General features: G+C 58.6%; 21 protein-coding genes. 13 read left to right on the top strand and 8 right to left on the bottom strand.

Features of this window, described 5'->3' with window-relative positions; all coding sequences use genetic code 11:
* Nucleotides 1–129 precede the first annotated feature (129 nt).
* A complete protein-coding gene (locus NKJ94_RS17920; RefSeq protein WP_352526850.1) occupies nt 130–645 on the top strand; it encodes a helix-turn-helix domain-containing protein in 516 nt (171 codons plus the stop codon).
* Nucleotides 646–727: 82 nt separating this feature from the next.
* On the opposite strand, the gene NKJ94_RS17915 is transcribed toward NKJ94_RS17920, so the two are convergent.
* Both NKJ94_RS17915 and NKJ94_RS17910 read right to left on the bottom strand, forming a co-directional pair.
* Nucleotides 728–1753: an RcgR family putative quorum lactone hydrolase gene (locus tag NKJ94_RS17915; protein WP_352526849.1), complete on the bottom strand. Its 1026-nt coding sequence runs from the start codon at nt 1751–1753 to the stop codon at nt 728–730.
* Nucleotides 1743–3350: an RcgA family putative transporter gene (locus NKJ94_RS17910; RefSeq protein WP_352526848.1), complete on the bottom strand. Its 1608-nt coding sequence runs from the start codon at nt 3348–3350 to the stop codon at nt 1743–1745. Before NKJ94_RS17910 ends, NKJ94_RS17915 begins: the two co-directional genes overlap by 11 nt.
* A 664-nt stretch (nt 3351–4014) precedes the next feature.
* Between NKJ94_RS17910 and NKJ94_RS17905 the strand changes: the two genes are divergently transcribed.
* Nucleotides 4015–4359 carry a hypothetical protein gene (locus tag NKJ94_RS17905; protein WP_352526847.1) on the top strand — a complete coding sequence of 115 codons (345 nt, stop codon included), beginning with the start codon at nt 4015–4017 and terminating at the stop codon, nt 4357–4359.
* Here the strand turns inward: NKJ94_RS17905 and NKJ94_RS17900 are convergent.
* From NKJ94_RS17900 to NKJ94_RS17890, 3 genes are read right to left on the bottom strand one after another with little or no spacing between them, the layout of a single operon-like run.
* Nucleotides 4356–4520: a hypothetical protein gene (locus NKJ94_RS17900; protein ID WP_352526846.1), complete on the bottom strand. Its 165-nt coding sequence runs from the start codon at nt 4518–4520 to the stop codon at nt 4356–4358. The genes NKJ94_RS17905 and NKJ94_RS17900 overlap by 4 nt on opposite strands.
* The gene (locus tag NKJ94_RS17895) at nt 4517–5065 is read right to left on the bottom strand and encodes a thermonuclease family protein (protein WP_352526845.1); all 549 of its coding nucleotides are present in this window, start codon (nt 5063–5065) and stop codon (nt 4517–4519) included. The genes NKJ94_RS17900 and NKJ94_RS17895 overlap by 4 nt, the downstream gene beginning before the upstream one ends.
* Nucleotides 5062–5664, bottom strand: a complete 603-nt coding sequence (locus tag NKJ94_RS17890) for a hypothetical protein (protein WP_352526844.1) — start codon at nt 5662–5664, stop codon at nt 5062–5064. Before NKJ94_RS17890 ends, NKJ94_RS17895 begins: the two co-directional genes overlap by 4 nt.
* A gap of 129 nt (nt 5665–5793) precedes the next feature.
* Between NKJ94_RS17890 and NKJ94_RS17885 the strand changes: the two genes are divergently transcribed.
* Genes NKJ94_RS17885 through NKJ94_RS17845 form a run of 9 tightly spaced genes read left to right on the top strand, consistent with a single transcriptional unit; the run spans nt 5794 to nt 14619 of the window.
* The gene (locus tag NKJ94_RS17885) at nt 5794–6396 is read left to right on the top strand and encodes a lytic transglycosylase domain-containing protein (protein WP_352526843.1); all 603 of its coding nucleotides are present in this window, start codon (nt 5794–5796) and stop codon (nt 6394–6396) included.
* 12 nt (nt 6397–6408) lie between these two features.
* A complete protein-coding gene (locus NKJ94_RS17880) occupies nt 6409–6723 on the top strand; it encodes a TrbC/VirB2 family type IV secretion system protein (RefSeq protein ID WP_352526842.1) in 315 nt (104 codons plus the stop codon).
* Between the two features lie 3 nt (nt 6724–6726).
* Nucleotides 6727–7020 (top strand): VirB3 family type IV secretion system protein, encoded by a 294-nt coding sequence (locus tag NKJ94_RS17875; protein WP_352526841.1) that lies wholly within the window; start codon nt 6727–6729, stop codon nt 7018–7020.
* Nucleotides 7017–8456 carry a VirB4 family type IV secretion/conjugal transfer ATPase gene (locus NKJ94_RS17870; protein ID WP_352526840.1) on the top strand — a complete coding sequence of 480 codons (1440 nt, stop codon included), beginning with the start codon at nt 7017–7019 and terminating at the stop codon, nt 8454–8456. The genes NKJ94_RS17875 and NKJ94_RS17870 overlap by 4 nt, the downstream gene beginning before the upstream one ends.
* A gap of 13 nt (nt 8457–8469) precedes the next feature.
* Nucleotides 8470–9177, top strand: a complete 708-nt coding sequence (locus tag NKJ94_RS17865) for a VirB8 family type IV secretion system protein (RefSeq protein ID WP_352526839.1) — start codon at nt 8470–8472, stop codon at nt 9175–9177.
* Nucleotides 9174–9971 (top strand): TrbG/VirB9 family P-type conjugative transfer protein, encoded by a 798-nt coding sequence (locus NKJ94_RS17860; protein WP_352526838.1) that lies wholly within the window; start codon nt 9174–9176, stop codon nt 9969–9971. The genes NKJ94_RS17865 and NKJ94_RS17860 overlap by 4 nt, the downstream gene beginning before the upstream one ends.
* Complete coding sequence (gene virB10 / locus NKJ94_RS17855; protein ID WP_352526837.1) at nt 9971–11434, top strand: type IV secretion system protein VirB10; 1464 nt, start codon at nt 9971–9973, stop codon at nt 11432–11434. The genes NKJ94_RS17860 and virB10 overlap by 1 nt, the downstream gene beginning before the upstream one ends.
* Nucleotides 11431–12456 (top strand): P-type DNA transfer ATPase VirB11, encoded by a 1026-nt coding sequence (gene virB11 / locus NKJ94_RS17850; protein WP_352526836.1) that lies wholly within the window; start codon nt 11431–11433, stop codon nt 12454–12456. Before virB10 ends, virB11 begins: the two co-directional genes overlap by 4 nt.
* A 12-nt stretch (nt 12457–12468) precedes the next feature.
* Nucleotides 12469–14619, top strand: a complete 2151-nt coding sequence (locus tag NKJ94_RS17845; protein ID WP_352526835.1) for a type IV secretory system conjugative DNA transfer family protein — start codon at nt 12469–12471, stop codon at nt 14617–14619.
* A 139-nt stretch (nt 14620–14758) separates the two neighbouring features.
* On the opposite strand, the gene NKJ94_RS17840 is transcribed toward NKJ94_RS17845, so the two are convergent.
* From NKJ94_RS17840 to NKJ94_RS17830, 3 genes are all read right to left on the bottom strand, one after another.
* Nucleotides 14759–14986 (bottom strand): hypothetical protein, encoded by a 228-nt coding sequence (locus NKJ94_RS17840; RefSeq protein WP_352526834.1) that lies wholly within the window; start codon nt 14984–14986, stop codon nt 14759–14761.
* A gap of 8 nt (nt 14987–14994) precedes the next feature.
* Nucleotides 14995–15240 (bottom strand): hypothetical protein, encoded by a 246-nt coding sequence (locus NKJ94_RS17835; protein ID WP_352526833.1) that lies wholly within the window; start codon nt 15238–15240, stop codon nt 14995–14997.
* 83 nt (nt 15241–15323) lie between these two features.
* Nucleotides 15324–16025: a Crp/Fnr family transcriptional regulator gene (locus tag NKJ94_RS17830; RefSeq protein WP_352526832.1), complete on the bottom strand. Its 702-nt coding sequence runs from the start codon at nt 16023–16025 to the stop codon at nt 15324–15326.
* Between the two features lie 430 nt (nt 16026–16455).
* On the opposite strand from NKJ94_RS17830, the gene ligD reads away from it, so the two are divergent.
* Both ligD and NKJ94_RS17820 read left to right on the top strand, forming a co-directional pair.
* Nucleotides 16456–18354, top strand: coding sequence for a DNA ligase D (gene ligD / locus NKJ94_RS17825; RefSeq protein ID WP_352526831.1), 1899 nt, complete (start codon nt 16456–16458; stop codon nt 18352–18354).
* A 107-nt stretch (nt 18355–18461) separates the two neighbouring features.
* Entirely contained in the window at nt 18462–20123 is a 1662-nt protein-coding gene (locus tag NKJ94_RS17820; RefSeq protein WP_352526943.1) for a DNA polymerase/3'-5' exonuclease PolX, read from the top strand.
* Nucleotides 20124–20524 lie beyond the last annotated feature (401 nt).

Genomic DNA, 20524 nt, shown 5'->3' with positions numbered 1-20524 from the left:
GGCACTCACCAAGAAATGTTTCAGCATGGTCATAGCCTTTTCCTCGTTGCGATTTTGACACTTTACTATGGATCACTCGCTCGAAAAAGGACAAATCAAAAAGGCAGGTTTGTGCGATTACATCGATTTATGAAACGAGACGATGCGGGCGCGGTCGACAACCCCTTGCGCGTCAACATTGCGACCGTGCTGGAGCGGCAGAGAGCCAAGCGTGGCCTATCCCATATGCACATGGCCGAGCTGTTCCGCACCCCTGAAGGCGAAGGGCTCGCTTACCGAACTTACATCCAGACCGTTCGGCAGAAAAATAATGTCACATTGACGACGCTGCAGATCATGGCAAACGGCCTGCAAGTGTCTGTCGCAGAACTGCTCTCCGGCGGTAAGAAAGTTCCGGAATGGGCTCATCAGCTGGACGAAACTGCGATCCGCAAGCGCCTTGCACGCATCATCGACATGGAGCGGCAACGACGCAATATGCTCCGCTATGAGATGGCGAAGCTGATCGGCGTGGCGGAGGCGACATTCATGAAACTGGAGCGCGCGAGCGGCAACATCAGCGTGGACACGATTGCCGCGATCGCCAAGGCGTTGAAGCTTGATCCACGGACGTTCCTATTTTGGGATAAGGTCCCGCCAACCTGATCTACGTGTTATTGGCTGCAACCGGACGCCCAGGCACGCCTAACAGGGAATTTTCTGGTGAACTGACCGGCCAACGCCACACTCATGCTCGCCGGGCCGACTTGTCAGCACACGACAGAAAGCGCTTCAAGCTCAACCCGGCCCACAAAATGTAAGGCGGCATGGCGAGCGAATAATGACCACAGTTTAATTCCAAAATACTTGGCCTAGCACCGGCATTCTTCAGCCTCCGTATGAATCTCTCCGATAGTTCTGGCAACACCACTTTGTCTCTCTTAGCCAACACAACGTGAAGATCGAGATCAGGCCGTGCCAAACAAAGTTCGTAATTCTCCAAGTTAAGCGGACCCCAGGCCCTTCTGAGATCGGTCAGCTCAATCTCAGGCTCAAGGCTATCACGTATCAGTCGTGTCGCGCGACCCGTCCAAACCATATCCGCTAGACTCCCCGCCGTCAGAAACAGCGAGGCTTTTGACACAGCCGAGTCGTGCGCCGCGACCAGCCCCGCAACCCACGAGCCTAAGCTCATACCGAGAACCGCAATTTCTCGATAGCCTTCGCTTTTCAACCAACGTATGAGTTTTCGCCCATCCAACACTGCCTGCCTTACAGATTGGATCGTTCGACCGAGATTAGGGCTAAGCATATAATCGGCGTGCACGGAGCCGGGACGGCTGCGTTCTAAGTGATAAGGCATAGCAATCTCGACAACCGTGATGCCACGCTGCGAGAAAAAGTTGGCAATCTGACGATTCCGAGCGCTTGCATTCCAATGGTGAAAAATCACCATCGCCTGATCGAACGCCCCGCTTTCTGTGATTTTCGCTGAGACGACATTATTTTGTTCGATATCCGTAGAAATGTCCGATGGAAATTTGAGCCCCCCATCTAGCTTTTCAAAACCCTGATCACTCACGCTTAGTTCATCGAAAAAGGCTGGATCAACTACGGCTTGGTCCGCAAGCGCACAGAAGTCCTCGATACTTGTCATCTTCTTCGCACCTGGAAAGGCGCGTTCCGTGTCAAGGACGAAATCCGTTGGTTTCTTCCCTTCCTCACCGCGAAGGGCCCGGCGTTCGTCCCAACGATCAAGCCAACTATGATACACTCTGATTGTTTCCTAACTTACTCCCTCGCCATCGCCCCAACCCTGGATCGAAGATGCCGTATAGTGCGACTAGCACTGAAATGGCCAGAAGGGTCGAAAAGCCGGCAAACGCGTCGATCAACAAGTAGCTGACAACAAGTAACGTCACGACCGCCGACATCTTCCACAAAGGCGCATGAAATCGACCTCCGACACCTAATCGGATGGAGCCATACAGAAATACAAAACAGGTCGAAATAACGATAAGAAGGCTGCTGTAATGCGTCGGCATACGATAGCGGAACCCGGCGCTCACATGATCGCGACCTTGGAACATCGAAGACATATCGCCGACCAACCACGCCACAATATTCTCACCACTGGACGCCAGATAAGAGCTTTGGACCTTCATCCATGTGGCGACCAGAACCCCCAAAACTGTACACCGAAAAACCCCACGCATCACTGTGAGGCCGACTTCATTGAGCTCTTGCTGATGATCAACATATGAGAGCTTCTTCAATCCGTCTCCGATTTTCCAAAGATCATGAACAACCGTGTAGACCAAAATGAGACCTGCGAAGAAAAGATAAAACACCAGGCACATGTATAGGTAAGCGAGGCCCGTAAAAACGACTGTTTCGGGGACAGATATGACCTCAGGACGCACAAGAGCTATTTTCCCCCAATCCACAGCATAGTTGCCACCGCCCTTCATCAACGGGATCAGGGACACGCCGATCCATTGAAAAAGACCCGCGAACAGCAAGCAAATCAAAAAAACCGACCAATATGTGTACGAGGAAGCGTCAACGTTGCGCAGCCAGGCGTCGTCGCTTTCCACCTCACCGCCTTGCGCTGAGAGCTTTCTGCGCCCCTCACTTTTCCAGAAGACCAGCAACTCTATAACGAAGAAGAAAAACAGCGGTAAGAACACCATAAAATCTAGTGTCCAATTTGCGGCCCAAAGGAATCCAACCTGCTTAACGAGTCCGTCCGTTCGCTCGTAGGTTACGTTGTGGATACCAATGATGTACGACAAAAAGCCGAGGGCGGTCATGCCAGCAAATACCGACGCCGGTAAATTCAGGGGAGATCCGTAACTAAAAAACGCCTCCGATGTCCTCGCCAAACTAAAACGCCGCCTCGGCCCCTTGGCGTCAGTATCCGGTGTCAGCGCTGCCGGGGAGTCTGTCTCGAAGGTCGCGGTCAGTGCCGCATCTGGAATCTCCTGTGCAACGCTGCTTCCAGCTCTCTTCCATTCTCGTCTCTTGGCCGATAGCCGCGATTGCGCCGCACTAAGCTCCATCTGCCATTCGCTAGTTGCGACCGGATCATCACATCCAAAAATCCTCGCCAGCCAACGAATGTTGGCAGTGCTAATTCCCTTCTCGTTCTCTTGAAACCAAAGCTGCACCGTTCGCAGATCGACCCCAACCTGGTTGGAATCAATCTGTGAAATCGCCTCTGCGAGAAGCTCGGGCGTCCATGGGCCTGCAGGAAACCCGTCTTTGCCCAAAGGCCGACCCGCACCCGCCGCGGCCAGTCGTTTGAATAATTCTTTGAAATCACTCCCGTCTCTCGGCGGAGGGAGAAATAACTTTCCATTCCTAAACAATGACTTACAGGCTCTAGTTTCGTCCCATTTCGCTAGGCTTCGTATCCTATCGTGCCTTCGTCCTCAATCAACGTTTTTGTCAACTCGATTTTTTGTCCGGCACGGGAGAAGATCGAATGACGGGCGACCCGCTGGAGAGGCTGAACACGAGCGTTGCGTGGGAGATGTCTCGCAAACCGCCGGCCAAGGCACTGAACTGCCCGGATCGGGCGCAGGGCGGGCGCCCACCTTACGATGCGGTCATGATGTTATTATGGACCGGCGCACCTTCGGGCGGTTCCATGATCTTCTGGATGCCGGCGACAGGGTCGCCGCGGGTTGCTGGCAAGCACTATGCCGAAGGGAGGCCGATGCCGAAGAATATAGCACGGCAACCGGACATGCTCCCGAACCCGCGCCCGTGTCGAGCATTCTTTCGCTGGGCAGAAGGACCGCATGGGACTGTCCATTCGCACCATCGGCTGGTCGCGCCCGCGCCAAGGCTAAAATCGGCATGGGCAATTTCGGCGTACAATCTGAAACGTTTTGTCTGGTGGCAGGGGCGGAGTGTGCCCGCATGAGCGAGAAGCAAGGGAAGCCAGGGCTTCGGGAGCCCGAGATGCAGAGGAATGAACCCATCTCTATTTTCTCGCCTCCCCAGGTATAAGTTACGTGGAGCCGGTCGATGTCTATTCAATTGGTCTGTAGCAATGGACAGGTGGTAGCGGCTGAAGGCGTCGCGAAACTGATTGCGGAACATCGTCGGAGCATTGCTGAGCTTGAACGTTTGGGCAAGCGAGCGATGGAGGCCGAGGGTACGGACGCGATCTTGCTGGGTCAGAGGCTGGACGCGGTCATGGCGGAGGAAGCCGCACTGCGAAGGCGTGCTGCCATTGCCCGGGTAACCACTATCGCAGAAATGAAAATGAAGGCAGCTTATTTTCGGCGGTTGTTGGGGCAAGGCTGGTGCGAGATTGATGTCGACGATTTGCGCGCGTTGCTCGGTTCTTTCACGAAACTGCAGTCCTAGGAGAAGAGCGCTGAAATCCATGAGGCCACGGTATTCCAGGCCGCATAGAGCCCCGCCGGCACCAATATGATCACTATGAACGCAGCGGCTCCGCCAATAGCGCCGTCACCGCGTCCTTCCACGGGATAGTAATATTTGTGCGCCTCATCGTCGTGCTTCATTGTTGTCTCTCCGACCCCTTATTTAGCAGCAACTGAACAGGATGCTCAAACGTCGTGCCCCACAAACCTGCACGTTTCATCTTAGCGTTGATTTCCGCGACGAGGTAGTTCTCATTGACGGCTTTGCCCTTCGCTGTCGTTGCGGCAAACGCGTATCCGGTCGCTATGAGCGCTGTGCCCACGTCGATTGTTTCGCCATTCAGCTGCGCACCGCACACGACGAAAACCGCCTTGTCCCGGGCGTAGCCGATTGGCTGGCATGTAACCGCCGCGCTATCCAATAGCGCAGCAAGGTGCGCCAGCGAGGTGTTCCCGCAATCCATTTTGTTCCCATTTGGCTCTTCAGCTGATGTGCCTCGAAGACATGACTGGACGCCATAGAGGCGGAAAAGGTGATCTCCGTCACGCCAGGTATCTCCGGTCAACAGTTGAGCTGATTTCGACACCGCGAAGGGCGTTGGCACGGCAGACTCCGATGCATCCTGAGCCTGTGCCGATGCACACAAACCAAATGCCGCCAGCACTGCGAAGCTCGCCCGCTTCATTCCTGGAACTGTCCACCGAGGTCGGCGGAATGCTCGAGATCGGGCCGCAGCGACTTGCCATCCTTGTTGCGTCCGATCGCCGCCATGTCTAAGAAAACCATTTCGTCATCGTCGTAGGCGACATTGTACGGGTCGTTCGCATTTCCCGCACCGACGAGAGAGAAACACGACACAGCGTCGGGTTCACCCTTCCTGCTTTGCAGAACAAGTGTTTTGCAAAGCACGACAGATGCACGAACGTTGTAGATTGCCTCTTCATAGTCCTGCGCGGCTTTCGTGCAGTCCCATTGCTGCGTCTTGTACGTAATCTTCGGTTTTGGGCAGGCCGCAAGGCCGCGCAGCCGGTATGTCACCCCGTTGACGACGCGCTCGGTCGCCGACGGCACCTTGACCGGCGAGATGAGGATCGCCGCATCGCGCTGAAAGAGCGCGCCTTTCGCATCGTAGCGCTCATAGACGAACACCTTCTCGCCCGGCTTCGCAAATTGGAGCAGGTAGTGCTCCGAGGGTTGCGCGAAGGCATTTGGGGCGTCGGCCCCGGCAGCATAAGCCACGGCACCCTGGAGCAGCAAAACCGTGCAAAGAGCCATCTGTTTCATCGAAATCCGTCCCTGCGATCGATATCGTGTTGACACTTTACTAGGGCTGAGTGTAGCCATAGTAAAGTGTTAAATTTTGGCGACACTATGAACGCTCGATTCGCTCTCCTGCTCACCCTGTGTGGCGCCATGATGCCGTTCAAAGCGCACGGCCAGGAACTGGCATCAGACCGCGTAGCAGTTGCCTTTGCAACGCCGGCAGAAGCCATCGCGGCGCAAAGGCCGGCGGCGTGTACCACCGGAAATCGTGCTGAGGTCTCGCGACTTGTGCGTTCAATCGCGCAAGACGAAGGGTTCGACGCCGATCTGGCCGAGGCGGTTGCATGGGCCGAAAGCGATCTCGGCGCCAGTCAGGGTCCGTCGAAGGCCGGAGCCTTGGGGATCATGCAGTTGATGCCGGGCACGGCGGCCGATCTCGGCGTGAGCGACCGTTGCGATAGAGAGGCAAATGTCCGGGCCGGCCTTCGCTATCTGAAGTCACTCTATGACGAATTCCAGGATCCGCTGCTGATGCTGGCGGCTTACAACGCCGGGCCCAACAACGTCTATAAGGCGCAGGGCATTCCGGTGAATCCGGAGACGGCTGAATACATCGTGAAAATACTGAACCGCTGGAAGTTCGGCGGTGTGGTGAAGAAGTCCGCTCTGACCAAATCCGAGACGCTCGCGGCCGTTCCGCCAGCAAGCGAGGACGCTTGGCAGGATGGTCATGTCATGGATTTTGACAACTGAAAGGAGCCAAGGGTGGAATACAGGAAAGCGGGCAGATTTGCCCTGAAACTGGCCTTGGCCTCAGCGGTCGGAATAGCTCTCGCGCCGGCCACTGCGTATGCCCAGTCGGCGTCACCGGTTGAAAATGTGCTCCAGTGGTTCGTCGGAGTTCTGCAGGGCGACATAGCGCGCTCATTCGCCATCATCGCCGTCTGTTTTCTCGGCTTCCTCGCCATGACGGGCCGACTGGCGTGGATGATGGCTTTCTCCATCATCATCGGCATCGCTTTGATCTTCGGCGCCGCCCAGCTTGTGGATGCGGTTCGCGCGACCGCCGGAGGCAGCTGAGACATGGACGACGAGGAGGTCTATGTCGAGCCGGTCAGCCTGCCACTGACACGTCCCCCGATGAAATGGGGAGTGCGCTATGAGGTTTTTGCTCTGAACGGCATCCTGGCGGTTATCGGCTTTATTGCCACCAGCAGCTTCATGCTCGGCCTTGGCGTGTTCGGCATGGTGCATCTTGTTAGCGCATATCTGTGCCAGCGTGACCCCTACATGTTCCACATTTTCGAGCGGCGCGTCTCCAAACGCGGAGCGGTGGCGAACCTTACTTTCTGGGGCGCGAGGAGCTATTCGCCATGAGCCTCGATGCCGACCTGAAATTTGGCCGTGAGCGGCGGCGTGAAAAGCCCGCGGCGATGCACATCCCCTACCTTCGCCATGTCGATGACAATTTAGTCGTGACGAAGAGTGGCTTTCTGGTCGGCGTCATCCAGCTCAGTGGACTGCCCTTCCAGACGATGGACCAGGCCGAGTTGAACAGCCGTATGTTCAACCGCAACACGACATTCCGCAATCTCTCGACCTCTCGCTTTGCGGTCTACACGACGATCATCCGCCGTCACGTGACGCCGGAGATCGAAGGCGACTTTGACAATCCTTTCGTGGCCGAGCTCGACGCCCGCTACATGGATGAGCTTGCGGCGAAAAACCTTTTCGTCAACGAAGCGTATCTGACGGTCATACGCCGACCGATGGTCGGCCGCGTCGGCTGGGTGGACAAGGCGCTCAATGCGTTCCGCATCAGTACCGCAGGCGAAGAAACCCGCGAAGAGGCAATAGTCGAATTGCGTGACGTTCTCGACGGCGTCGCCAAGGATTTTAGCGCTTATGGTGCGCGTCTTCTCGGTGTCGTGAAGCGCCGCGACAGCTTCTTTTCCGAGCCGGCTGAATTTCTGGCGAAGATCCTCGCCGGCGGCGTCGACGTGGAAATGCCTTTGCCGCGCATGAGCCTTGGCGATGTGCTGGCGACACGACAGCTGTTCTTCGGCAAGTCCGCGCTGGAATTTCGCGGACCGGACGCTGGCAAGCTCGGCGCCATCGTGTCGATCAAGGAATACCCACCCTTCACCGCGCCGGGCTCATTGGACGGTCTCTTGCGCCTGCCGCATGAGTTTGTCCTGACGCAAAGTTTCGCGATCGAAGACCGTGTAACGGCGATGCGCAGGATCAACACCATCGCGAACCAGGTTGAGGGCTCCGACGAGGCGGGCACGACGGTCGAGGAGTCCGTCCACGATGGCGCCGACAAGCTGGCCGGTGGCGAAGTCGTCTTCGGACAACATCATATGAGCGTCATGGCGTTGGCGTCGGACATGGCTGGTCTCAACCGTGCGCTATCCGATATCACGGCCGAGCTTTCGCGCATGTCGATCGTGCCGGTCCGCGAGACACTGAACACGGAACTCGCCTTTTGGGCGCAGTTGCCGGGAAATTTCAGCTACATCGCGCGACGTGCGTTGATCTCGTCCCTCAATTTCGCGGGCCTTTTTTCAGGACACAATTTCCCCTCCGGCCAACATGAGCGGCTGCCCGCGGGCCGCGCCGCTCGGGGCGCCCGGCAGCTCGCGACAAACAGTTTTCGATCTTCGCGAGCAGCCAGGGCGGATGCCGCAACCCGGTCCGCCATCCAGCAAGGTGGCGCGATAACTCCAGGCCTCTCGCCTAGAACACAAGAACTATCACCGATCGCGGCCCTCGATCGGATCGGGATCGTCGCGCAAACGAGGCAATTCTAAAGTGTCAATCTCAATGGAAACACCTGCTAGCAGCAGCCGCGAACTCGTCGACAAGCGCTATTACAGGGCAGGCGCGACCTGGGAAGACGACACGCACAGGTCAATGCGCCGATCGCGTACATTGGCCTGGATCGTCAGCGGCATTTCGGGACTGGTTGCGGTGCTGTCGCTGCTGGCGCTCGTGCTGATCCTGCCGCTCCGGCAGTTCGAACCGTATGTTGTCGAGGTCGACAAATCGACGGGCTACCTCGAGATCATGCGCGCGCTGAAGCCTGGAGATTTATCCCAGAACGAGGCCGTCACGGCGGCCAATCTGGTGCGCTACATTCGTGCCCGGGAAACCTACGATTCGCGTGAACTGAAACAGAATTACGACCTGGCACAGCTCTACTCGACCGACGCCGCGTCCAAGGATTTGACATGGCTTTTCACGCCTGCAAATCCACAATCGCTGGACAAGATTTTTGGCCGCAATGTCACTGTCTCGGTCGAGATCAAGTCAGTTTCCCTGCTCAATCGCAACACAGCCTCGGTGCGCTTTGCCACGACGACGCGGCGGGACAATTCGTCCACGGCCGACAATTGGGTGGCGGTGATAAAATTCCGCTACACCTCAACGCCGCTCAAGAACGAATGGCGTTTCGACAACCCGTTGGGATTTCAGGTTACGGATTACCGCCGCGACCAGGAATCGGCGCCGACCGCGGGGAGCCTGCAATGAGATGGCGCGTAAGCCTCGCGCTGTCGGTCGCCCTTCTGCTCGGCACCATGCACGGCGCGGCCGCACGCGACGGCCGCATCCGATATGTCACCTTCAACAACGACGACGTGACGTCGGTGCGCGCCGCCCTTGGTATTTCCACGATGGTCGAGCTCAGCCCGACCGAAGTCATCGAAACCGTGTCGGCTGGCGACACGAAAGGCTGGTCGATCATCCCCAAACGCGGATCGCGGTTTCTGTTCGTCAAGCCGCTGGAGCGCGATGCGTGGACCAACGTCAACGTGGTCACCAACCGGCGCGTCTATTCCTTGCTGCTGCAGGCCACTGACAATAGCCGTGACCGGGCATCCTTCCAGGTCCGGTTCAAATACCCGGACGAGGATATCAACGCGCGCCTGCTCTCACAGGCCAAGGAGAGCGCCGCCGATCCGGATTTGAAGGACCTGAACTATGCCGATCTCAACTACGACTACGCCTACAAGGGCGACGACAGCTTGAAGCCGCGCACCGTATTCGACGACGGCACCAAGGTGTTTCTGGAGTTCAAGGGTGACATTCCGGCGATCTTCGTTGTCGACGACAAGCGTCAGGAGTCGCTGGTCAACGTTCGCACGCAGGGCAAATACACCGTCATCGACAAGGTCGCACGGCAATTCACCTTGCGGGCCGATGGCAAGACGCTCTGTCTCTACAACCGCGCGCGACCCAACGCTATCGATCCGGTAGAGCAAGTCTATGGCCCAACGAAACTGACAGGCGGTTCCACCCTGTTCGGATCCAGCGGAGGGCGGTGATGACCCAGATCGATTATAACCAACTGGACGGCAGCCCGACGGTCGCGCGCCGTGGTGCGGGCGTGGGTACCAGGATCGCCCTGGTCGGCCTCGGCGTAGTGCTGGTAGGCGCGCTGATATGGCTGAACTGGCCCAGGGAGCCGGTATCGCGCGATATTCGCAGCGATGGCGAGGAAAACTTCAACCCGCCCGAGTTCCGCCCGCCAGCGCTGAACGAGCCGCCGCAACCTGCCGACGGCACGATCGACCAGATTGTGGTGCCGCCACCGGCCGCCGACCAGAGCGGCACGCAACAAGCCGATAATGTCGATCAGACGGTGCAGGAGGGCGCGGATCTTGATGCGCAGCGGCGCGCGCTGGAGGCGCAAATGGCGGCCGAGGAGGCTCGCCGCAAGGCCGAGGCGGAAGAAGCCCGCCGCAAAGCCGCGGCTGAGGACGAGGCCCGCCGTAAGGCAGAGGCCGCCGAGCACGAAAAAGCGGTGTGGGAACGCCTGCGGTCGAACCAGATGGTGACGAATGATCAAACCGGCTCGACGGATGCCGGCGCCCAGGCGGCACAGGTCGAAATCGCGCCCGACGGTCAGATCGTCCCGGTCCCCGGCGCCGACAGTGATCCCAACAAGGCATTCCTGGCGCAGTCGGAGGCAAGTTCTTCCGGCATTGTCAAAGCCAGGGTCTTTCGACGCACCGATGCGTTAATCCCAGAGGGAACGATCATTCGCGGCTATTTGGAAACCGCTGTTAACACCGACCTTCCCGGCGCCGTGCGCGCTGTGGTGCGTGAGGATGTCTTCTCGCTCGACGGCAGGCGGATCCTCATTCCGAAGGGCTCGCGCCTGACCGGGGAATACCGCTCGGGGCTTGCGCGCGGTCAGAAGCGTGTTTTCATCGTCTGGAGCAGGGTCATCCGCTCGGACGGCATTTCCGTCGATATCAAATCGCCCGGGGCAGACGCGCTCGGCCGCGGCGGCATGGGCGGCCGTGTCGATACACACTGGGTTGAACGGTACGGCAACGCCATCATGCTTTCCGTCGTTGGCGGTGTCTCTGAATATCTGTCCTCGCTTGGAGATAGCAGTCAGGATGGACAACAGCGCCAGGTGTCGACGATTGATCCCGTGACCGGCGAGACCACGACCGTGACTTATGGTGGCAATGGTTCGCAGCGCGACGCCCGCGGCATCGCCTTCGACAAATCATCGACCGCCTTGCAGCAACTCGCGCAAGAGGCGTTTCGCGACACGCAGAACATTGGCCCGACAGTCTACGTTGACCAAGGCACATCGATCGTCGTGCTGGTGCGGCGAGATCTCGATTTCTCGGATTTGTACGCTGATCCCGTTCAGGAAGAAGTTGCACGCCTGAAGGCAGGTGGGCGGCCGAAGACGGCGATCGATCCGACGCCTCTTCTCGCGACGCCAAAGGATCATTTTTATTCCGGCTATGGGAGCCCGGTGAAATGAATGCCGTGCATCCCCTCCCCGACCCTTGGGCGAGAGCCCCGGTCCTGCGCGCTCATCTGGAACCGATATGGTCCTATTTGAACGACGATTCGGTTTCCGAGATTGCGATCAACAGGCCGGGTGAATTGTTCGTCGAACGCCTCGGCGCGAGGGAAATGGAGCACGTCGTCAAGCGCGAGGTCACGCCAGGCTGGATTAGGCATATATCGACTGGCGTCGCCTCTGCGACAAATCAGGTTATCAACGAAGAAAGGCCGATCCTGTCGGCTGCTCTACCTTCGGGCGAGCGCATCCAATGCATCTTGCCGCCCGCGGCCCCCGAAGGCGGGGCGATTTCGATCCGCAAGCAGGTCATCATGGATATGAGCCTTGCTGCCTACAAGGATCTCGGCGCATTCGAGAACACGGCGATGGGCAGCGGACTGGCGCTGTCGGCCGAAGAAAAGCGACTTGTCGAGATGTTGCACGACACGTCGCCGATGGACTTCCTGCAATATGCAGTGCGCAACCGGGTCTCAATCGTCGTTTCAGGCGGTACATCCACCGGCAAGACGACGTTTTTGAATGCGCTCTTGAAGGAGATTCCGGCCCATGAACGGATCATCACTATCGAAGATACCCGCGAACTGAGGCTGCCGGCCCCCAACAATGTCACGCTGATAGCCTCGAAGGGCGACCAGGGCCTTGCCAAAGTCTCCGCGCAACAGCTGCTCGAGGCCTCGCTTCGCATGCGGCCCGACCGTCTGCTATTGGGCGAGTTGCGCGGCGCTGAAACCTTCGCGTTCCTCCAGGCGATCAACACTGGCCACCCGGGTTCGCTCACGACCGTTCATGCCAATTCCGCGCGGTCCGCCTACGAGCGGCTGGCGCTGATGGTCATGCAGGGCAGTTCGGGCCTCTCACGAGGCGAAATCCTCGACTACCTGCGCGAGGTCATTCCGGTGGTCGTCCAGATGGTCCGCACCGAAGGCGGACGGCGCGGCATCAGTGAGATCAAGTTCACCAAGGCCGAGACGATCTAGCGGGCCACATCCATGCAGAGAATCGCAACAGCAATTTTCATGGTGCTCATGGCGATAGCCCTGGGCGTCTTGGTCTTCACGGTCGCCTATGCCGCGACAGATTGGTACCGGACTGGCTCCCTCTTCCTGTTCGACCAGCTGAACGCCAATCCCTTGCCGGTCGTTCGTCAGGCCTGGGCGGACACGCTGGCGGGGAATTTTGGCCGGGTGCAATACGCCGTTGCGGCGGGAGCATTAGGGTTTCTCTTGCCACTGGTCAGCTTGCTTCTCATGCGTCCGAGAAAGCGCAATGACTCTCGCTTCATGACGATGAGCGACGTATCGAAAACCGGCCTGACGAAAGTGGGCGGCGTCTTCGTCGGTCGAGCCGGCGGCAGGCTTGCCGAAATTCTTTCGCCCAGCCGCGATCAGCGCTCCGGCAAGATCCGTTTGACGCAGCGCAAGCTGATCGGCGGTAAGAAATTGTGGATTGATGGCGATGATGTCGGCGGCTTCGTCATAGGGCCGCCGCGGTCCGGCAAAGGCACTTCTCTCATCATCCCGAACGCTTTGACCTGGCCGCATTCGCTCGTGGTTCTCGACCTGCGGGGCGAGACCTATGTGGCGACGGCTGGTTACCGTTCAACCATCAGCCGTGTGGTGCGTTTCGCGCCGGCAGACCCCGACGGCAATACCGCCTGCTACAATCCGATGGACTTCATCTCACTGGATTCGGCGCAGCGCGACATCGACCTTCGCAACATCGCTGCGGCGCTGTTTCCGCGGCCCCCATCCAACGCAGATCCCTATTGGGTCAACGACGCCCGCCTCCTTTTTACCGGCATCGCGTCCTTCGTCATGGAATCGCCTGCGATCTCGAACGAGAAGAAGACCTTCGCCACCATCCTCGAGATCATGAACGGCGCCGAGCAGCCGCTCCTGGAGTTCATCGGCTCGCTACGCGAGGAACGCCGCCGCGAATGCTCGCATTTTACGCTGCAGACCCTGCTGCCATATTTCGAGATGTCTGAGCGGCAGTTTTCCGGGATATACGCCGGCGTACGGACCGGCATGGCCCCCTTTCTCAACGAGCGCCTGATGCGAGCTACGTCGCGCAGCACGTTCGATATTCGCAAGCTCAAGCGTGACCGGATTTCTCTCTACCTCGACGTGCGGCGCGAGCAGATTACGTCGCTTGGACCGTTGTTCAACGTCCTGATCACGCAGATGATGAACTTCATGTCGGAAAGTCTGCCGCAGCCGGGCGGGCATCCGGTGCTTGTGCTGCTCGACGAGTTCCAGAACCTCGGCAAGCTCGAGAACGTGACCGAAATGGCGAGCGTGCTCGGCGGCAACGGCGTTTCCATGTGGTTTTTCGTACAGTCGCTGAAGGCTGTAGACGAGATCTATCGCCAGGAAGGGCGCAAGACGCTCATCAACGCTGCTCGCGTGCAGATCTTTTTCGGTGCGCAGGACGCGGACGATCTGCGCTACGTTTCCGAGCAGCTCGGCGAAACGTCGGACGTGCAAAAGGACGTGACGCGCACCAAGGCAACGTTGTTCGACACTTATTACACGCGCTCGGAGCACCGCAAGGAAGTGCGGCGGCCCCTGATGCGGCCAGATGAAATCCGTACGCTCGACAAGAACAAGGTCATCATATTGCCGCGTGGCGAACTGCCAATCCGCGGCACGCGCAATTTCTATTTCGCCGACGGTCAGCTCGCCAAACGCGCGTTCATGCCCCTGCCCGCCTCTATCGAGGTTTCGCGCACGAAAAGCCGTGCATTGGACGCTTCTGCGTCGGTTCCATCTCCTGCGCTCCCGACGATTGTGCCGACAGCACCTGCGTACCGCTCAGGCCTCTTGCAGACCCGCCTGCGCCGCGGCGCGACATTTGCCGCAAAAGCAGGCCGTATAGCTCCGCCGCAGGGCCGGCACGCAATCACAAAAGAACGGCCGAAAGCAACCGACGCTGCAGTCGTACCAGCTTATGCCGCCATAGACTTTCCCGCTTTGGCGGCCAAAGCGGCGACAACACGCGTAGCACCCGACAAAGAAGCGGCGGTTGCGGCGATCCTGAACAAGGTGCGGTCTCTCCGGGCCCACGCATCCGACATCGAGGATTTCGATAGGAATTTGAGCGTCGTCGAAGATACTTTGCCTGATGTAGTCGATGGGTAGGCTAGCATTCCGATGCGGCGGAGAGGTCATTGTCTACCGTGACCTTGTCGCACACGTCACGGCAGCTCTTCGGGCAGTGCCGAGGAGTCTCAATCATACGGCGCGAAAACGTCGGCGATACTGGACCTCGACAAGCGTTTCAGAGACCCACCCCGTCGGGTTCAATCGCGAATCCCGCATCGATCGCGCTTCGCGCAATGAGATCGCCAAGTTCCCAGTCCGTGAGTTCGCAAAGCGGGAACATTCTCCTCACGGTGGTGCTAACCTCGGATATCGAAATGCTCGGGCTGCCGATGTTGTCGATCAGGTGGCGGACAATCGCTTGGCGAACGTCCGACAAGGTAGGCGTCTGCGCGAGCGCAGGCATCACCGGCCCTATGAATGGAGCCGTGGTTCTGCGGCCACGGCTGTTTTAAAGTCGAATGCGACGGGCACACCGTGAATGATGCATGCTGCCGCCACTAACTCCTCCAGGTCCCGGTCGGTAGCCTTGCATGCCGGCATGAGCGTTCGGATGGCGCGGATTGCCTGTGCGATGGAGAGGAAGTGGGCCTTGCCTCTAGAGAGCACATAGGCTTCGGCGGCTCTTTCAACCGTGACGGTGTGAAAAGTGTCGGTCATGTGAGCTCCTCCCTGAAACCCAAACCAACACGATTTATGGCACCAATTCGGCAGCCTGCAAGGGTTTGTCCGATTCCGAACAGTCAGGCGGAGGCGAGGCCGAAGTGACTTTGCTCCTCCTCGCCGTAAGCACCATGTGTGAGTTGTATCATTCCAATGCGGTCGATAATCGTGATCTCGCCGCGCTTGGCGTGAACCAGCCCCCGATATTCAAGCATTTGGAGCGCGGTGGTAACGCCGGGACGCCGGGCACCAAGCATGGTCGCCAGAAATTCATGCGTCAGGTAGATCTTATTTCCTTCGGCGCGGTCTTGAACCATCAGCAGCCAGCGGGCCAACCGCTCCTCGATTTTGGAATGGCCGTTGACCAGCGCGGTCCGGGACGACTGCACGAGGAACGCGTGGGCATAGCGAAGCAGCGACTCGCGAAGGGACTGGCTTGCTGCAATCGCAGTGCGAAGGTCTTCAACGGGCAGAATCCAGCCATTGCCGGCGACCTGGATATAGGTTTCATTGGGAGATCTGTCTTGGCCGAGGATAACGGCAACCCCTGTCATGCCATCGTGGCCGACGATGCCGACTTCGCTTTGCCGCCCACCGGTCATGGTGGCGACCACCGATGCAATGCCCATCTCTGGAAAATACACACGCTCGATCGGCTGATATGCGACCTCCAACTGGTCTTTGATGTCGAGTTCGACGTGATGCAGTGACGGCTGTAAACGCGCGAAGTCCTCTGGGGAGAGCGCTCTCAATACATGGTTGCGAAGAACGGATTGGGGCATGGCTCGCTCCCTGACGGGCAAGAGCACGTACCCTCTTACGGTCGGCTGCATCCGAAAGCGTTGGCGGCCGATGCGAAAGCATAGGCTTCAAATGCGCGATTAGCAAAGGATCCGTCGCTGGCGAAAAACTGGGGAAAGTCGGCTCCCTCGGTGGAGGCCCAACCGGGCTTCTAAAGCCGATGGCAGAAAGCGGATACGCTGTGGCGGCATTTGAGGGCACGTTCCTGCTCATTATTGCCAGTGAGCTGTGCCCGCAAATCGGGAAGATGGAGGGCCGGAGGCAGGAAGCACGGCCTCAGGCCGAGGCGCTAATCAAGCGGGTCGGCAATGATCGCGAAAAGCTCAATACGGCCTGCAGCGAAACTAAAGAAGTAGTCGCGCGTTGGACGCGGATAACGCTATTTCGTCTCTGAGTATGGTTTAGGTCAGAGTGGTCAAGCCAACGTCGCGTAAGGCAATCAATGGGTCGAGCGCTAGTCAAGCGAAGTCGCCCGCTCGTGACGAGGTCAGTTTAGCGCCGCCCGTTTTCCGGCCGGTCCAGCTCGCAACGCTCGTGGACACGGTCCCTGCCGGCGATCGTTGGATCCATGAGATGAAATACGACGGCTATCGTATTCTCGTTGCCGTCGGCGGTGGCGAGGCGCGAGCCTACACACGATCTGGTCTGGACTGGTCTAGCCGTTTTCCCTCGATCCTCTCCGAGGCTCGCAAGCTCAAGGTGCGCTCCGCCCTGATTGACGGCGAGGCCGTGGTTGTCGATGCGGAAGGAAGATCTAACTTCCAGGCGCTTCAGAATGCATTGAAGGGTGCCCCGGCGACAATCGACTTTTATGCGTTCGATCTGCTGCAGCTCGACGGCGAAGATCTGACAAGGCTTCCTCTTCTTGAGCGCAAGGCGAAGCTGGAGGCGATCTTGCCTGCGAAAAATCCGGTCCTTCGTTACTCCGACCATATCCTCGGCCGCGGAGAAGAGCTGCTTGATCGCTTCTGCGCTGCCGGCCTTGAGGGCGTCATCTCAAAGCTCGCGGATTCGAGTTATGTGGCTGCCCGCGGCGCAAGCTGGCTGAAGATCAAATGCATCAGGCGGCAGGAATTTGTGATTGTCGGCTGGACGCCGTCCGACAAGGTCCGCGCGTTTCGGTCCCTGATCCTTGGCGTTCATGACGGCGGCAAGCTGCGTTACGCCGGGAAAGTCGGCACCGGCTTCGATAGCGCTGAACTTCTTCGTCTCTTGAAGATTATGGCGCCGCTTGAGCAGAAGGCCGCGACCGTCGACGCACCACGCGCCGAAGTGCGCGGCGCACACTGGCTCCCTCCGAAACTGGTCGCTGAGATTGCCTTCACCGAAATGACAAATGAAGGGACGTTACGACATCCGAGCTATCTTGGTCTTCGCGAAGACAAGAAGCCGGAGGCGGTCGTGCTCGAGACGGAACGTCATGCAGCCGATCTCGTCGCATCTGCGACAACCGCCATCGCGATAAGTAACCGTGACCGCGTCATCTATCCGGAATCGAACATCACCAAGGGACAGCTCGCCGACCATTATGCAGCGGTCGCGGCGATCATGCTGCCTTGGGTTGGCAGCCGGCCGATCAGTCTGGTTCGATGCCCACAGGGCCGCGCGAAGAAGTGCTTCTTCCAAAAACACGACGCCGGCAGCTTTGGCGACAAAGTCCACCACGTCGGCATCACGGAGAAAGACGGGCACGAGGAACCATATCTCTATGTCGACGATGCCGAGGGACTGATGACTTGCGTCCAGATGGGAACGATCGAGCTGCATGGATGGGGGGCTCGGATCGAGGATGTCGAAAAGGCCGACCGCCTCGTGTTCGACCTCGACCCCGATGAAGGCCTCGATTTTGAGGCCGTCCGCGCCGCTGCCTTTCAGTTCCGCGCTATCCTTAAATCGCTGGGGCTTACGACTTTCCCGATGCTGACGGGAGGCAAAGGAGTGCACGTCATCGCGCCCCTCACCCCTGGCGCCGAGTGGCCAGAGGTGAAGGACTTCGCGTCTCGCCTGGCGCAGGCGGTCGCCCAAAGCGATCCGGCCCATTTCACGGCCGTGTTGTCAAAGGCGCGCCGCAAGGGTCGCATCTTTGTGGACTATCTACGCAATCAGCGCGGGGCGACCGCGATCATGCCTTACAGCGCAAGATCACGTCCGGGCGCTCCTGTCGCGGCACCGATCACGTGGGCGGAGATGAAGACAATAGATGCGCCCTCTCATTTCCACGTGGGCGATGCTCCTGAATTAAAGAAACGCGCAGCCTCCAAAGCTCTGGCTGGATGGGGTCGCGCTGACCAATCCTTGCCCAATCTGTAGCGTCCGACGCGGGAAGAGGCAGTAAAGTCGGGATTTAAAGGGCAACGCGGCGCTCATGACCTTGCCTGATTGGAACCTGCGGAGATCGGCCTCGTTTGGCTGAAGCCATGGCAAAAATCAATCCGAGGACCGTCGCCAGTCTTTTGAAGGAATACGCACAACGGGCGTCTATGCGCGGCGACAATCCCTATCGCATAAAGGCATACTTGCGCGCGGCAGACAGTCTGACGGCGCTGTCGCAGCCGCTTGATCGGATCATCGCCGCCGGCGCCCTCACCAAGATCCCGGGGATCGGTGACGCGATCGCAGACATCGTGACCAAGCTTTACCAAACCGGCACGCACCCGAGCCTTGAGAAGCTGCGCGAGGATGTTCCAGCGGGCGTGATGGAGCTGTTTGCCATACCCGGGCTTCGTCCTGATAAGATACTGAAGCTTCATCAGGCGCTCGGTGTGAACTCGCTGGCGGAGCTCGAGGCCGCAGCAAGAGAAGACCGCATACGCCAAGTCAAAGGCCTCGGCGCCGCGCTCCAGACAATGCTCCTGCAGAACCTGGCCATCGTGCGAAGCGGCGAAACGCAACTTCACCTGCACAAGGCCGCCGCCCTTCTCGAACATGCGGTGATATCGGTGAAGCAAGAGCATCCAGAGTTTTCGCGCGTCGAAATTGCAGGTGACTTCCGGCGCGGTTGCGAGCTCGTTTCTGACTTCGCTCTGGTAGCGCAGGCCAGAAAATCGACTGGTGTCGAGGAGACGACCCTCAGGCTTGTTGTCACGGACAGGAAGCACTTTGGCGCGAGCCTGCTCGAAGCGACCGGTTCGGCAGATCACCTTGAGCAACTGAAGACGTTCGCGGTCGACAAAGGATTCACTCTAAACGCCGACGGGCTTCATCGCGGGAGAAAGCTGATCGCGTCAGCGACGGAAGAGGAAATCTACCAAGCTCTAGACTTGCAGTTTATCGAGCCTGAATTGCGCGAAGGCAGAGACGAGATTGAGCGAGCAGCAAAGCAGAAGCTACCTTCGCTCGTTCGAGATGAAGATTTGCATGGCATCCTGCATTCTCACACGACCGCATCCGATGGCACCGAAACGCTTGAGGCGATGGCTGAAGCCACGCGCAAGCGCGGTTTTGAATATTATGGTGTCGCCGATCATTCGCAGTCCGCTCACTACGCAGGCGGCCTTTCGTTGCAGGAGATTGCTGAACAGCACCGCGAAGCTGACCGGCTGAACAAGGCATACAATGGAAAATTCCGCATACTGAAGGGCATCGAGGCCGACATCCTGGCGGATGGCTCGCTCGATTACCCGGATGATATTTTGGAGACGTTCGATTTCGTCGTCGCGAGCGTGCACAGCCGCTTCAATTTGCCCAAGAAGGAGCAGACGGAGCGTATCATTGAAGCGATCGGAAATCCTCGGACGACAATCATCGGGCACATGACCGGTCGCCAGCTGTTGCGCCGGCCCGGTTATGATCTCGACGTCGACAAAGTCCTCAAAGCGTGTGCGAAACACGGCGTCGCTGTCGAAATCAATGCACATCCGTGGCGACTCGACCTCGACTGGCGCTGGCATCAAAAGGCACTCGATCATGGCTGCATCTTCAGCATCAATCCGGACGCACATTCGATCCGCGAGCTCGACCACATGCATTGGGGTGTCGAGATGGCTCGCAAGGGCGGTGTCCCTGCGAAGCGGGTCCTGAACGCGATGCGTTTGGCGGCCGTCCTTGCGCATCTCGCACGGCGCAGGCAAACGTCTTAAACTGCTTGTGCGCCCGGCCTATCAGCGCAGGAGTCCGTCATTCTCAAAATCTTCCCAGCCGCGCAAACTGGAGTGCGAGCTCTCATCGGGCCCAGAACCAGCTGAAGCTGCAGTTCCGCGACCGCTTCTTTGAGCGCGTTTCATAGCGGCCCTCCCCGCGGCTCGCCGCCTATTCTCTGCAGCTGTCGCTGCGTCCTGTTCGCGCCAGACCGTCACCAGGTCGCGGTCAAGCACATCCTCCACGTGCTGCGGGTCGAACACGTGAAAGGTGATGTTCCTTGCCCGCCCGCGAAGTTTCGTAAGCGCCTCGCCGATCACCTATGGGTTTGGGCTTGATGTTTTCCGGAATCGCCAGGGCATGAGTTCCTCGATCTGGCTCTGTGGATGGCCGTTGATGATGG

It is taken from the genome of Mesorhizobium sp. M0060 (assembly GCF_040323155.1).
Classification (GTDB): Bacteria; Pseudomonadota; Alphaproteobacteria; order Rhizobiales; family Rhizobiaceae; genus Mesorhizobium.
This window is presented reverse-complemented; position numbering and strand designations above follow the sequence as displayed.